This window comes from Pseudomonas sp. VD-NE ins, assembly GCF_031882575.1.
GTDB classification, from domain to species: domain Bacteria; phylum Pseudomonadota; class Gammaproteobacteria; order Pseudomonadales; family Pseudomonadaceae; genus Aquipseudomonas; species Aquipseudomonas fluorescens_BZ.
In genome coordinates, this window is sequence record NZ_CP134772.1 from 4,355,137 (window position 1) to 4,369,962 (window position 14,826).

The window sequence follows — 14,826 nt, forward strand, 5'->3', positions numbered from 1 at the left end:
CCACAAGAACCTGTGGGAGCTGGCTTGCCAGCGATGGCGTCAGCACAGTCAAAATCAATGTTGACTGATGCACCGCTATCGCTGGCAAGCCAGCTCCCACAGGGTTGTGCAGTGGTCTCTAGATCCCGGCCAGTGCCAGATCCATCGCAAAGTAAGTAAAGATCAGATCCGCACCCGCACGCTTGATCGCGCCCAGGCTCTCACGCACCACACGATCCTCATCAATCGCCCCGGCCTGCGCGCCGAACTTGATCATCGCGTACTCGCCGCTGACCTGATAGGCCGCCAGCGGCAGGTTCGATGCCTCACGGATGTCGCGGATGATGTCGAGGTACGCACCGGCCGGTTTGACCATCAGCGCGTCTGCGCCTTCCTGCTCGTCGAGCAGCGATTCGCGCAGTGCTTCACGGCGGTTCATCGGGTTCATCTGATAGCTTTTGCGGTCGCCTTTCAGCGCGCTGCCACCGGCCTCGCGGAACGGGCCATACAGCGCCGAGGCAAACTTGGTCGAATAGGCCATGATCGGAATCTGGGTGAACCCGGCGGCGTCCAGCGCCTGGCGAATCGCCCGCACCTGACCGTCCATCGCTGCCGACGGCGCGATCACGTCCGCACCGGCGCGGGCGGCTGCCACGGCTTGTTTGCCGAGGTTGATCAGTGTCTGGTCGTTGTCGACTTCATGGTTGTGCATCACGCCGCAGTGGCCATGATCGGTGTATTCGCAAAAGCAGGTGTCGGACATCACGATCATCTCCGGCACGGCATCTTTGGCAATGCGCGACATGCGCGAGACCAGGCCTTCTTCGCGCCAGGTGTCACTGCCATTGCTGTCCAGATGATGGGACACGCCGAAGGTCATCACCGACTTGATGCCAGCACGGGCATAACGCTCGATTTCGCTGGCCAGTTTGCGCTCGGGAATGCGCATCACCCCGGGCATGCTCTTGATCGGCACGAAGTCATCGATTTCTTCCTCGACGAAAATCGGCAGCACCAGATCGTTCAGGCTGAACTCGGTTTCCTGGAACAGGCTGCGCAGGCTCGCATTGCGGCGCAGACGGCGGGGACGTGCTTCGGGGAACTGACTGGACATGGGGCCTTTCCTGAAAACGGCAGATGAGACGAAAGTCGTAGGGGGCGAAGCTTATGCCTTGCGGGGGGTGGGGTACAAACCTGGATCAATCAAGAGTGCATTACCGGGGGTGTAATAATCTTTCGAAACACTGTGAATCCCTGTGGGAGCTGGCTTGCCAGCGATGGCGGTGGTTCAGTCAACCTTGATGTCGACTGTGCCGGCCTCTTCGCTGGCAAGCCAGCTCCCACAAGGTTATGTGTATAGCCCGAAAATCATGAGGGGATGGTCAGGCCGCGAATGACCGCTGGGCGCGCGAGAAAACGCTCCAGCACGCGGGTGACATTCGGGAAGTTGCTGATGCCAACCAGATCACCCGCCTCGTAGAACCCGATCAAATTGCGCACCCACGGGAACGTCGCAATGTCGGCAATGGTGTAGCGCTCACCCATGATCCAGTCACGGCCCTCGAGCCGACCGTCGAGCACTTTGAGCAGGCGCTTGCTTTCATCGGCGTAACGGTCACGCGGGCGTTTGTCCTCGTAGTCCTTGCCAGCGAATTTGTTGAAGAAACCGAGCTGGCCGAACATTGGGCCGATGCCGCCCATCTGAAACATCAGCCACTGGATGGTTTCGTAGCGCAACGCGCCTTCCTGCGCCAGCAACTGGCCGCTTTTGTCGGCCAGATAAATCAGGATCGCCCCCGATTCGAACAGCGGCAGCGGTTGATCCTCGGGGCCATGGGGATCGAGGATCGCCGGAATCTTGTTGTTCGGGTTCAGCGACAGGAACTCGGCCGACAGCTGGTCGTTGGTGTCGAAACCGACACGATGCGGCTCGTACGGCAGGCCGATTTCCTCGAGCATGATCGAGACTTTCACGCCGTTGGGCGTCGGCAAGGAATAGAGCTGAATCCAGTCGGGGTACTGCGCCGGCCATTTCTGGGTGATCGGGAACGCGGACAGATCGGTCATGGGAAGCATCCAGTCACTGATTAAAGGCTGATCATAAGGTAGAGCTGTCGGATGCTGCGATCTTTTGGCCAGTGCACGCCCACCTCAATCATTAATAAGGCTATCCAGCCACGCGTATTCGATTTTGTTGTGGTACCACGTTTGCAGGCTTTTGGCCGCAAAAATAAGGCTGTCGGCATTGTTCGCAGCCATGCGCGCGCGCAGTTGCGAATCGGCATTGAATAGCCTGACCGCTTCATCAAGATCCAGATCATCGGGGATTCCCAGATAATCGCTGACACCGATCAGGAAGCTGTCGTGGTTGTCAGTGGTGGCTTTCAAGTAATCGACCGTTAACCCACCGCGCATGATCGCGTCGGAAATGCCACGCTCCGGGACGTCGTAAACAGTCCGCGAGTCCGAGTTCAGCAAAGCCCGCTGACTTCCGTGCAGATAGAAAAAATCGGCAGCGTTCGCCCCGATGGACTTGAATCGATCGACTCTGTTGGTGTGCAACATTTCATGGCCGAACGACATGCTCAACAGCCCACTCTTCATGAACTTGCGGTTGATGAAGAACCGGCCATGAAAATCGCTTTTGTACATCCAGGCGGTGGTCTGGTTGTCAATGTCGACCCCGATGAATTTATCCCCGCCCCAGACACCTTGATACTCCCTGGAAAGCGCCAGGCCGCGCGCGACTGAATCAGCGAATTGCGCGGCAACGATTCGGTGGTCAGCGCCAAAAAAACTTTCGTAAACCGTATCGGCGTCTGGCAGCTTCATGGCGATGACGTCGTTGGCATCAGAGAACACGGTTTCGACCACTCGCAACTCCGAACGAATGAGTTCGGCCTGAATGGGCGAAAACTGAGTCAACCCACGCGCAACCAGAGCAGCTTCCGTTAACGTGTCGCGCTCGATCGAGTCGTCGTTACCATCATGCACACGGTGTTTTTCAGTCGAATCATTTCTGATACCGCGAATCAGCTCATCAATATCGATATGAATGACGTCACCCTTGTCAGGGGACGATTGAGCAACTTCAGGTTTCCATATCCTGTTTTGCGGATCAAAGGCCAGCACCGGCCCCGAAGCGGTCCGTTCGGACACCAATGTCGCCCGATACTCGCCGGTTGTTGCGGTTTGCCGAACCAGAGCGATCTCGCCCGCGGCGATATCTACGTACAGGCGATCCTTGATGACCCTGAAGCCCTGTGCATTGGCCGCAGGCAAGCTGTCGGGCGCTTTCAAGCGATAGTCTTCAAGTGACAGGACCCCGGAACGAATCGGCAAAACCTCGGCAGACTGCACTGAAGAAGGCCTGACACGGGCAAGCGATAGGTCCGGTTGAATGGCAGCAGTCTCCCGCGCCTGATTCTCATCAAGGTGAGAACTCTTCCAGGCTGGCCCGTCGTCGGAGGGTACGCGGCCTCTTTTACGACTCGGGCCTGGGTCTACCGGTCCGCGGCCGGGCGACGAGGAGGTGGCGGTTTTACGAGCAATGACCATGAAAATCCTTATTCAAGAAAAGTTGCCAGACGAAAAGCCGGGCAGACATCGCGATATTCGCTTATCGCATATGCGCCATTGCAGTCGATTAAAAATCGCCAGGTGCGGTACATATGTATTGCACATACGTGAGCGTTTTATGCGTTCTTCTGGATCAGGATCAAAAGGTCTATAGCCGCTTCGAACCGTAACATCCTGTCGCTAACCTGTGCCCAAGCCGTTGAAGTTTGCCGCTAAAGTGCCACGCACTCGCATGGATCGAACCAAATCGGCCTCAGGGGACTCTGAGCTATGCCTTTATTGCAAAGGAAGCCGTTCGTGACAGGGAAAACACCCGGTGCTGGGAGCCCGCGGTGTAAAGGTTTGTCAGCCTTAACCGAATTTGCTGAAGAACCTTTTATTTCATGACGAACCTTATGCGTTTCGCCAAACGTTTCAAACATCGCGCGTATGTGGCCCTGCCTTCCCTGCTGGCCGTCAGCGCACTGTTCCTGTCGCTTGAGTCCAGCGAAAGCCGCGCACAACCGGTGGACGGCACCCAGACGCTGGTGTTCCTGCGCCACGCGGAAAAACCCGAGGGCGGTCTCGGTCAGCTCAACTGTCAGGGCCTGAACCGCGCGATCGATCTGTCGACCCTGCTGCCGGATAAATTCGGCAAGGCCGATTACGTGTTCGCCGCCAATCCGACGCGCAATGTCGAGGAAGGTGAGCTGGACAACTCCTACAGCTACATTCGTCCACTGATGACCATCAGCCCTGCCGCGATCAAACTCGGTCTGCCGGTGAACATCGAGTTCTCGGCCAACGACACCAGCGATCTGGCCCGCGAACTGCTGGAAGACAAGTATCACAACTCGACGATCTACACCGCTTGGTCCCATGGCTATCTGCCGGAGTTGATCAACAAGGTGGCGGGCAAAGCAGTCGGCGAAAAACAGAACATCACCGACGACTGGGCGGGCAACGATTTTGACTCGCTGTACGTGCTGACCCTGACCTGGCACAACGGCAAGGCCAGCCTGCAGAGCCACAGCTACAAGCAGGGGCTGGATCATGGCAAGGAAACCTGCCCGACCTGAGTCATCTTCTGTCTGAACCGGCCCCATCGCTGGCAAGCCAGCTCCCACAGGTTTTGTGTACAACGACAATCACTGTGGGAGCTGGCCTGCCAGCGATGAGGCCAGCAAAAGCACTATCAAACCTTCTGATTCATCCGCTCACGCAGATACTCCAGCACCGCCCAACGCTCCCCGGCGAACTCGATCCGCCCGCCCTTCTTCTCGCGCTGAAACACATACATCGGGTCGTAATACTCACACAGCAACCCTTCGATCCAGCCGCGATGCAAATCCACCGCGCCGCTGCGCCCCTGCTCCGCCAAGGCGTCCTCCATCAAAACCAGCATCCGTCGATGGCGCTCGCCACCCAGCCGCTTCTGCACGTTGTTCAGACTTTCCAACAGGCGTTCAGAGAACAAAGTAAAGCCATCTTCACCGTGCACCGCAGCAAATTCTGCCGACAGATCCACCACGTAATCACGCAGGATGCGCTCGACGCGATCGTCAAAACTGTCTTCCAGCCAGACCATCGGATACTGCTGCATGCCCTGATACAACGGCAGTGGCAAGGCGCAACTGCCAACCACCCGACTCTCGTCCTCCAGCACAAACTGCGCGATCCCCGCATCGCGTTTCTTGAGGATGTCGATGGCCAGGCGGTTTTCAAAATCGATGTTCGACGGCTGCCCGGTGGCACGCTTGCCAAAGCTGGAGCCGCGATGGTTGGCGTGGCCCTCCAGGTCCAGACCATTGCGCAACTGCACCAGCACTTCGGTCTTGCCGGTGCCGGTCATGCCGCCCAGCAAAACGAAATCACACTGGGCGATGGCCTGTTCAAGGGTATCGATGAGGAAGTTGCGCATCGCCTTGTAACCGCCAGCAACACGTGGATAGTCGATACCCGCCTCGTCACGCAGCCATTGCTGGGTGATCTGCGAGCGCAGGCCGCCACGAAAACAATAGAGATAACCCTCAGGATGGGCGCGGGCAAAATCGGCCCAGGTCTGGATGCGCTCGGCTTTCACCGTGCCCGAGACCAATTGATGGCCCAACTCGATGGCGGCCTGCTGCCCGTGCTGTTTGTAGCAGGTACCGATCTTCTGCCGTTCGACATCATTCATCAGCGGCAGGTTGATCACGCCGGGGAACGCGCCCTTGTGAAACTCGACCGGCGCACGGGCATCCATCAGCGGCCGGTCGTTGAGGAAAATGTCTCGGTAGTCAGTGCAGTCGCGGAGCATCAAATCACCTCGACTGCGTTCGTCTGTCGCTCAACCAGTTCGCCGATTGGCGCAAGGTTCAGGCCCAGTTCGGCGGCGACAGCGAGGAATTCTTCATTGCCTTGCGGCGTCACCGCGATCAGCAGACCGCCACTGGTCTGCGGGTCGCAGAGCACGCGTTTATGCAGCTCCTGCACGCGCCCGACCTTGCTCGCGTAGCTGTCGAAGTTGCGCAACGTGCCGCCGGGCACACAGCCCTGATCGAGGTAATACTCGACGCTGTCCAGACGCGGTACGCGGTCATAGGCGATGCGTGCGGTGAGCTGGCTGCCATCGGCCATTTCCACCAGATGCCCGAGCAGGCCGAAACCGGTGACGTCGGTCATCGCTGTAACGCCGGCGAGTTTGCCGAAGCGACTGCCGGGTTTGTTCAAGGTACACATCCAGTCGCGGGCCACGCCGACATCGGCGGCGCGCAATTTACCCTTCTTCTCGGCGGTGGTGAGGATGCCGATGCCCAACGGTTTGGTCAGGTACAGCAGGCAACCGGCGGTCGCGGTGTCGTTGCGCTTCATGTGGCGCTTTTCCACCAGACCGGTGACAGCGAGGCCGAAGATCGGCTCGGGCGCATCGATCGAATGCCCGCCCGCCAGCGGAATGCCCGCCGCATCGCATACCGCGCGGCCACCGCGAATCACCTCGCGCGCCACTTCCGGCGCCAACACATTCACTGGCCAGCCGAGAATGGCGATCGCCATCAGCGGATCGCCGCCCATCGCATAGATGTCACTGATCGCATTGGTCGCGGCGATGCGGCCGAAGTCGAACGGGTCGTCGACGATCGGCATGAAGAAATCGGTGGTCGAGACCACACCGCGCTCGGCATCGATCTCGTACACCGCCGCGTCATCGCGCGAGGCATTACCGACCCACAGTTTCGGATCAAGGTTCTGTGCGCCGCTGCCGGCCAGAATCACTTCCAGCACCTGCGGGGAAATCTTGCAGCCGCAACCGGCGCCGTGGCTGTATTGGGTCAGACGAATCGGCTCGCTCATGGGGGAGTCTCAGGCTGTTGATGGGGCCGATTCTAGCAGAGCGCGCGGCAGCAGATTTTTGCACTGACCGAGCGGCCCCTTCGCGAGCAGGCTCGCTCCCACATTTGCACCGCACTCCCCTGTGGGAGCGAGCCTGCTCGCGAAGGCAATCAACTTGCCACCGCAAACGTCACTGAAGGGCGCAAGAGGTTTTTTGACGAAAAACCAACGGCCACTGCTCCCCGCCGGCGCCACATCGAACTGCGCAAACTGTCCGTCTCTGTTTGCGATATTCGGCTTTACCTTAGAGCGCACGAATAAAAAATCGCTGCCTGCGGTTTTTTGCTCTGTTAACGCTCGCGTTGCACCTGCGCGAAGATCTCGGTGATCGGTCGATGTGGCTGGCGCTTTTGCATTTGCCGCACCTGTTCACTCAGCCGCAGCAGCTCTTCACTGGGTTTGGCCCATTGGTCTTGCGGCAGCGGTTCTGACCACTGGCGCATGAGGTCGGGCAGTGCTTGCTTGCCGATTCTTTCGAGGCGGCGCACTTCCCATTCGACGAGGTGGTTGGGAATCGTCCACAAGGTCATGACGTGGTAGAGGTACCAGAAGAAGCCCGACAGCCTTGTTCGTGTGCCTTCGCGGATCTGCTGATGCATGAGCGCTCGGGCATTGCGGAAAGTGTGCAGGCCTTCGTGGGATGGGTCGTCGGGGCCTTGCAGGTCTTGCAGGTCCTGAATCGATTTGAGGTCGTTGACTTCGTATTCCATGTAGCCACGGATGGCCTCCCAGTGGCTGATCGCGAGTGGCAGGCCGGCGCATTGGAATTCGAGGCTGGTGAGGGTTTCGCCTTGGTAGAAACCGATGCCCATGCCGTATTGGCGGTGGATGCCGTATTGGGTCGCGCCTTGGGCTTCGATGATCCAGGCGGAGAGTGATTCCCATGGGACGAAGACGGGTTCGGTTTCGCCTGCGGGCATGAAGCAGACTTCGCGGCGTTGGCGGTTGAAGCGGGTTGGGATGATTGAGGCGCGTTTTTTGTGGTTGTGGTGCCAGACGGCAAGGCCGATGGTCAGACTCAGTAAAGCTGCGAAATTGCCATATGGATAGATGACATAGAAAAAATCAACAACAAGCTCCCATGTATAGGTGATGTCATATCCAAACATTAATCCAATGCAGCCGATAATCGCGGGAAAAAGAAACGCGGTCATAACGGCCCCACTTAACGGCCCTCCCAATATGACCTGCCATGCGAAAACCTGCGGTGATCCAAAGCCGAAATCCAGATATCGGTCATTTAAATCACCAATATGAGGGCCGTAAGGTGGAATCAGTGTTGGCAATGGAAGTGGTGCAAGATAAGTGATACTTCCACTTGAAAACGGTTCCACTTCTCCGGCTTTTGCTTGCTGTTCAAGGAGCGGCCTTCCTGTTGAGATATCACGATCATTCAGCATGATCCGCTCGCTCAAGAAACTGAGTTTCGACCAGCAGAACTGGAGGTTTTTCCTTTACCAGTTGCGGATCAACTACCGCAAAATGTCCGTCTCCGCGAGGATTCAAATGAATGATACGAGTGCGCGATGCCCACTCACCTTTTTCATTCAATGCCTGGATGCAAACCGCCAGTTCCAGCGTTTCCTTTGCCGGAATGAATTCAGAATCAGGGGTTACCGGGTATTGAAGACAGAGCACCAGCCCGTCAGTAGTGGACTTGACTATGCGCAGGCTACTGACAATTTCGTCGCCAATAATATCCCGCTGTTCTCGCGGAGTTCCTCGGCTGTGCAACGGAATAGAAATGCGGTGCGCGCCGATACCTAAACGATGCGTCGGGTTACCGCCGAAGGGAGGTAACAGATCATTCAGCGTCAATCTTGGTAGTACAAGATGTATGTCGCTGGGCTTGGCTTTAAACAGCAGGTTTTTCAGCCAAGAATCGTATGGATTTGGCCCAAGTTGGGCGTAAGGCGCGTGAATCAAAAAGGCCAGATAACTTTGGTAGTCCTCCAGTGTATGGTCACCACGCATATCGGCATCCCGACTCCAAGGCGTGAGCTTCAGCCATTTATCATGAGCACTGATGTTATAGCGGCTGTAAAGCCATGAGCCGCTCAATTCAAGCACAGTAAAAAGCGCTCCGGCCAGATTGAAGCGAAAGAATACAGTTGACAATCGTGTGCCTGCTGCTGCCCAAGCGACCGTTCGCATCGCTTTGGATGCGGTTAATACCTTTACTGTCGCGTGGGCAGTATTACCGACCCCATATGCATTTACCGTCAGCATTCCACTAGTCCCTAATTCGGCTAGGGCAGCAGCTCCTTGTGCCGGACGATTTCCGCTTCGTGTCGCCTGTTCCCAGTTTTTTTGATGGGTGAGAAGACTGCTCATTGAAGAAAGCAAGCCTGAGAAATATGTGAAGAGGCCCAATCCCACATGCATTTTCCCCATTTGTACATAAACGTTCTGAATAGCATGGCTTTGAAGCCCTGCGGCCAGAGCGGTGCTACGAGCTTTCATAGCAGTATCTGCGAGGCTTTGCGCAGCAGTGAATCCTGCAGCGCTCGTGGCCACGACTGGTGCGACCAACTCCGTCAACTTACGTCGATCCCGTGTCTGGCTAAAAGCTTCACGCACGGCCCCCACCAAATTCACGACCTGCACCAAAACCACCACCAACCCCATCCCCTCTGTCTTCACCAAACTCCCCGCCGACACCCCACTCACTCCCAACCGAATATTCCCCAACAAACTCCTCAACTCCCCCTGCTGCGCCGGTGGAAACACCACTGTCACCCCTGCGCGAGCCGGTGTCGCGCCGTACAGCCGGGCCGAGCGATCCGGCAGTTCTTCGATAGGGCTCAACGCCGCCGCCAACCGTCCTTCGAACAGCGTCAATTGCGCTCGCACCCGCACAATCTCTTCCTGCAACTCCACCGCCCGCGCCGTTTTATGGCCCTGACGATTCTTGTTGTGGGTGAGCTGGTTGCGTTCGCGGTTGAGGGTTTTCAGGTATTCGCGTTCGCGCAGCATTTCCTTGATCGCGCCTTGCAGCGCGGATTGTTCGGCGGGGCTGGCGACGGTGAAGGTCACGCCGCTGGTTTTTGCCGCGTCGAAGAGGCGCAGGCGCAAGGCTTTGGGCAGTCGCTGGAACAGTTCTTCCAGCTCGGGGACTTTTTCTCCCGACAGGTCGAAACCTTCCAGTACGCGGTTCAGACCGAGATTCAGAGCCGGGCTGTAGGTGTCCTGCACGGCAGCCGCGACGACCCGGGTGTGTTCGGGCAGTTCGTCGACGGCCGGCAACTGCGGATGCTCGATTTTGCGCAGTTTGGCCAACCAGTCCGGCAGGTTGTTGAACATCGCCATGCCGGCGTTGAACAGCGTTGAATACTGCCCGGCTTGCTGGGCTTGCAGGCGCAGCGACAAGGTGTGGAACAACGTGCGGGTCAGTTCTGGATGCTGCTCCAGATAACCGAGCATCTCTTCGCTGGCCGTGTCGCTGCGGCACAGGTCCTTGAGGCAGGCGTATTCGGTGCTGAGGGCCTGGCCGATTTGCGTCGCGACTTGTGCGTCGAAGTACCACGCCGCGCGATGGAAGCGTCCGGCGATCAGCAACTGCGTGCGGTCGGCGGTGATGCGTTCGAGCAAGCGGTTCCAGCGGCCGAGGTTGTCGCGGTGACGGTTGAGGACGTCGTCCATCGCCGGACGGTCGATCAGGTCGTTGACCCCGCGTTTGCCACTGAGGAACGGGCCGTCGAGCACGTCGCGCATGCGCCGGTCCTGACTCTTGCCGAGGTCGACCAGTGTCGAAAGGTGCCGGTCGACGAAATCGGCCGGGGCGACTTCAGCAAAATACTCGCGTGTATAGAAGCGTCTATCCGCTTCGGCGGTGACGCGGCCATGCGCGGTGAAATCCGGGGCGACGTCGTCAAACCGGTTCAGCGCCAGCGAATCGTCGAGGGCTTTTTCGCGAAGTTGCGAAAGCTCTGGCGTTGCCTCCGCAGAAGCGGGCTCAACCTTGCCGCCCTTGTTCAAATACTCAAGCAACGCCTTGCGCGTATTTTCCCGATCCGGTTCGGGCAGTTGCTCCAGCTCGGCATAAAAAGCTTTGGCTCGCGGATCGTCACTGGCCTTGGCCAGACTGTCGAAATCTGCACTGCCGAGTTGGCTCAGGGACTCGATGTAACTGGCCAGCAGGTAATCACGTTCATTGTTGCCACTGTTGCTCCACTCTTCGACCCAGCCAACGACTGTGTCCTGATACTCGGCCAGATCGCGCATCACGCCCAAGTCATCATTGACCAGCAGAAACAGCGTGTCGTCCTGATAAGGCCCGCGCACCCGACCGAGAAATTCACCGATGTGCGCCTCGCGAAAGCGTCGCGGTTGTTCCCACAGATACGGCTCGCGTTCGTGCTCCGGCGCGTCGCTGACCTGCACCGCCGGCATCCGCGTCGCATCGGTTTCGGCAACGGGTTCAGCGCCAGTCGCCACTTCCGCCAGCCATTGCCGGGTCTGCTCGACGGTCAACAAATGCTCGCCGCCAACCAGGCAATTGACCGGCCCCAAATCGACCGCCTGCATGAAGTGCTCACGCTCCTCGCTGCTCTCCAACACCTGCCGGCACTTGGCAGCCGTCAACTGCACCTCGGCAAACGTCACATACAGCGTGCTCTTGCGGGAAAAGATCAACGCCGGACGCTCTTCGATGGCCGCGCGCTGATCCTCAGTAACGGTTTTACCTTGGTGCAGCAGCGCAGTAACGATCCCGTCCAGCACGCGGTATTCGTACAATTCGCCGCCGAGGCTGTCGATGATGTACAGCCAGCCATCGCGCAACCGGCGTATGCCCATTGGCCGCGCGGTCAGGGCATGCGGTAGCGCCAGCTCAGCACTCGGGTCGTGAGGTCGTTCCACCAGGCCATAAGCCAAGGGCAACAGTTGCACATGGGTTTGCCGCAATGGGCAGGCGCCGGGAGAACCGATGGGGGTTTTGGACGCCGCGGCAGCAGCGAGGTTGGCGGGATGGTTCATGATCGACCTCGTTCAGCTGCCCACTGATGCGCCAGGGCCGCAGCCAGCGCGACGCGCTCGCCGGGTGATTGCAGCGAGGGCGTGTGGAGTAAGTGATGGATTTGCGGATGCTGTTCGAACTCGCTGCTGCCGAGCCAGAACACGACGTTGGCGTAATAAAACAACGCAGAGGGACCGCCGAGGCCAAGGGCAGACGCTTGAGTTTCCAACTGATCAAGTACGCCCCAGCGTTGTGCCAGACTCTCGCCGCTATGGCGCTCGGAGAAGTAGCGGAGCAAATGCGCATCGAGCTCAAGCAGCGTTCGGCGTCGGTCAACCTGATCCAGCGCAACGTCCTGCTCAGGACTCAAGCGGTAAGGCACGGCGAGCGCTGGACACTCCACCTGCCGGGGCCGCTGAAGGCGCCAAAGGTCATTGACGACGTCGGCTGTCACTACACAGGTCAAAGGCCCGAACAAAGACTGATCGGCACTGGCAAACAACGCCTGCGCCACTGCCGCATCCGCCAGACGCAACAGCACTGTCGGGCAGGTCGGCAACTCGACCGTGATCAGTTTGCGCAGGTGTTCGGCGACGCAGTGCAGGGGCGCGGCACTGAACAACAACACGCCCCACTCCTCCTGCGCGCTATGCAGATAGAACTGCGCCAACGGATCGTCGGGTTGCTCGATCGCCACCAACAATGGCGAGACATCGCGCAATGTTGAGAACGGTGGTTGGTCGTAGAGGGCAAGCCTGCTGGCCGTCGGACTGATCTGTTTCAGGCGCTGCGGCAGATCGCTGATCGTCGCGCCGTCCAGCAGTACAAAGGCCTGCTGCTCGCCCCAAGGCAAACCCTCTGGAAAAGAAGTCAACACGCTCATGCTGGCGCGGCCTCGCAAATCTGGCAGCGCGCAGGGCGCTTCGAAACCAGTGCCTGTCGCTGTTGACCCGGATCAAATGCGACCGTCAACAACGGCACCGCCCCCGGCACCAACGGCTCCGCCGCCATTCCCAGTGCAGGCACACCACCCTGAACAATCGGCACGCTGCTGAAAATCCCCTCCGGCCCCAACGTCAACCAATGCCCGCCGGCCTTGATCGTCACATGGGTGCCGCCGTCGATGACCACTTGCTGACCGGCACCGAGGTGGATTTCCTGGCCGGCGCTGAGCCGCTGGCTGGCGACCCGAATGTGGCGGTCGCCTTGCACCCACAGGTGATCGTCCTGCTTGAGTTCGGTCAGGCGATTGCCGTGGGTCACATGGTGTTCGTCGCTGCGCAGCTCCTGGCTGCTGATACCACCAACGACCAGGGTGTGTTGATTGTCGACTTGCACACGCTGGTCATTCAGCACGCGTTGCGCAAAGTCGCGCTGGGCGCGAATGGCGATTTCTTCGGCGCCTTTGCGGTCTTCGATGCGCAGCTCGTTGTAGCCACCGCCGCCGGGACTGCTCTGGCTGCGAAAAATGCTGCGCGTCTGTTCGGCCGGCAGGTCCAGCGGCACCGGCGTCGCCGCGTTGGGCAAGCACGCCAGCACGAACGGCTTGTCTGGATCGCCCTCGGTAAACCCGACCAGCACCTCCATGCCGACGCGGGGAATCTGCACGCTGCCGTATCGGGCATGGGCCCAGCCGGTGGTGACGCGCAACCAGCAACTGGATTGTTCATCGAGTTGCCCTTCGCGGTCCCACAACAACTGGACCTTCACCCGGCCATACGCATCGCAGTAGATTTCTTCGCCTGGCGGCCCCGTCACCACGGCGTGCTGATTGCCGCTGATGCGCGATTTGGGATGTTCGAGTGCGGGACGAAAATTGACCTCCCATGGCGTCGCGACGAAGTGGTTCCGGTAGCCCTGAGTCAAGCCGTCCGCTGGGCTTTCGACACTCGCCGACTCCTCCAGCACCTGCGGTTGTCGACCTAGATGTTTGACGCTGGTCAGCAACCATAAACCGTTGTAATCGGCGCGCGGGTGTTCACGCATGTCGACGAAACTGCCACTGCGCAGCAGGGTCTGGTCACTGCGCCCGTGGCTCTGCCGGTAATCGGCACGATGGCGTTCAAGGGCTCGCTGGCTCAGGTGTTTGCCGCGATCACGGTGGGTGAACTGCCCGGGAAAAGCGTAATCCTCAAGCGCTGGCACCCGCGCTTCTTTGGCTTCGGCATCCAGTTGCACGTTGGGTTTTTCAAAGTGGTAATCACGGCGACTGACCTGCGTGGTGCGCGTTTCCAGGCGCACGTTGAAACGGTCGATCACTGCCGCGTCGGCAACCATGCCGCTGCCCTGTTTATAGGCCGTGGGCTGGGCTGGCGGGAGGAAAACGCTTTGATCGTCACCGAACACCAGCAGGTGCCCATCGCGGCGGTGCTGGAAATGAAAGTGAATGCCTTCTTCCTCGCACAAGCGCTGAATGAAGTGCAGGTCGGTCTCGGCGAACTGCACGCAGTAGCTGCGAGGTTGATAGTCGGCACTGAGCTGGAAACGCCAGGCATCCGCTTGCATGCCGTGGTCACCCAACACCCTCGCGATGATGTGCGGCACGCTCTGTTGCTGAAAGATTCGCTGGTTATGTCGATGCGCCAGGTAGGCCAGATGCGGCACCAGAGTGATCTGGTAGCGGGTCAGGCGTTTGCCCGAGTCGCCTTGGGCAATTCGATAGACCTGCCCATGAATGCCAGCGCCGTCGGCACCGAAGCACAGGAAGGCGGGACGGTGCAGCAAGGATTCGAGATCAAGGTCGGGCCGCTCGCTGACCACGTCCAGTTCGACCTCATAGATTCGATTGAGCGCCTCCTTCGCGCTGAACTCGAAGACCTGGAGTTCATGGAAAAAACCGTCGATATCGAGTCTGAACATCACGGACTTGCCAGCAGTCAGCATCCACATTTCCCTGTGTCTGTTTAAGACACAAGACTGTGGGGGGCGACGGCTGAATCGGTGAAGTCAGATGATTCGAT

At 58.8% G+C, this 14,826-nt stretch carries 10 protein-coding genes; 1 reads left to right on the plus strand and 9 read right to left on the minus strand.

Annotation, left to right across the window (positions count from 1 at the left end; all coding sequences use genetic code 11):
* Window positions 1–118: 118 nt before the first annotated feature.
* The 3 genes from hemB to RMV17_RS19365 all read right to left on the minus strand — a co-directional run bounded on the left by hemB (window position 119) and on the right by RMV17_RS19365 (window position 3,537).
* Window positions 119–1,093 (minus strand): porphobilinogen synthase, encoded by a 975-nt coding sequence (gene hemB, locus RMV17_RS19355; RefSeq protein WP_047300672.1) that lies wholly within the window; start codon window positions 1,091–1,093, stop codon window positions 119–121.
* A 254-nt stretch (window positions 1,094–1,347) separates the two neighbouring features.
* On the minus strand, window positions 1,348–2,046 hold the full coding sequence (locus RMV17_RS19360) for a glutathione binding-like protein (RefSeq protein ID WP_311881760.1): 699 nt from the start codon (window positions 2,044–2,046) through the stop codon (window positions 1,348–1,350).
* Window positions 2,047–2,130: 84 nt separating this feature from the next.
* Window positions 2,131–3,537 carry a hypothetical protein gene (locus tag RMV17_RS19365; RefSeq protein WP_311881762.1) on the minus strand — a complete coding sequence of 469 codons (1,407 nt, stop codon included), beginning with the start codon at window positions 3,535–3,537 and terminating at the stop codon, window positions 2,131–2,133.
* Window positions 3,538–3,941: 404 nt separating this feature from the next.
* Here RMV17_RS19365 and RMV17_RS19370 point away from each other — a divergent pair, with 404 nt between their 5' ends.
* A complete protein-coding gene (locus RMV17_RS19370; RefSeq protein ID WP_311881763.1) occupies window positions 3,942–4,616 on the plus strand; it encodes a histidine phosphatase family protein in 675 nt (224 codons plus the stop codon).
* A 116-nt stretch (window positions 4,617–4,732) separates the two neighbouring features.
* Here the strand turns inward: RMV17_RS19370 and mnmH are convergent, their stop codons facing one another.
* The 6 genes from mnmH to RMV17_RS19400 form a co-directional block, all read right to left on the minus strand.
* Window positions 4,733–5,836 carry a tRNA 2-selenouridine(34) synthase MnmH gene (mnmH, locus tag RMV17_RS19375; protein WP_311881764.1) on the minus strand — a complete coding sequence of 368 codons (1,104 nt, stop codon included), beginning with the start codon at window positions 5,834–5,836 and terminating at the stop codon, window positions 4,733–4,735.
* Window positions 5,836–6,870, minus strand: coding sequence for a selenide, water dikinase SelD (gene selD, locus RMV17_RS19380; RefSeq protein WP_093433889.1), 1,035 nt, complete (start codon window positions 6,868–6,870; stop codon window positions 5,836–5,838). The genes mnmH and selD overlap by 1 nt, the downstream gene beginning before the upstream one ends.
* Window positions 6,871–7,199: 329 nt before the next feature.
* On the minus strand, window positions 7,200–8,309 hold the full coding sequence (locus RMV17_RS19385; protein ID WP_311881768.1) for a hypothetical protein: 1,110 nt from the start codon (window positions 8,307–8,309) through the stop codon (window positions 7,200–7,202).
* The gene (locus RMV17_RS19390) at window positions 8,299–11,886 is read right to left on the minus strand and encodes a toxin VasX (protein WP_311881770.1); all 3,588 of its coding nucleotides are present in this window, start codon (window positions 11,884–11,886) and stop codon (window positions 8,299–8,301) included. The genes RMV17_RS19385 and RMV17_RS19390 overlap by 11 nt, the downstream gene beginning before the upstream one ends.
* Window positions 11,883–12,749, minus strand: a complete 867-nt coding sequence (locus tag RMV17_RS19395; protein WP_311881772.1) for a DUF4123 domain-containing protein — start codon at window positions 12,747–12,749, stop codon at window positions 11,883–11,885. Before RMV17_RS19395 ends, RMV17_RS19390 begins: the two co-directional genes overlap by 4 nt.
* Entirely contained in the window at window positions 12,746–14,749 is a 2,004-nt protein-coding gene (locus RMV17_RS19400) for a type VI secretion system tip protein VgrG (protein ID WP_311881774.1), read from the minus strand. Before RMV17_RS19400 ends, RMV17_RS19395 begins: the two co-directional genes overlap by 4 nt.
* Window positions 14,750–14,826: the final 77 nt, after the last annotated feature.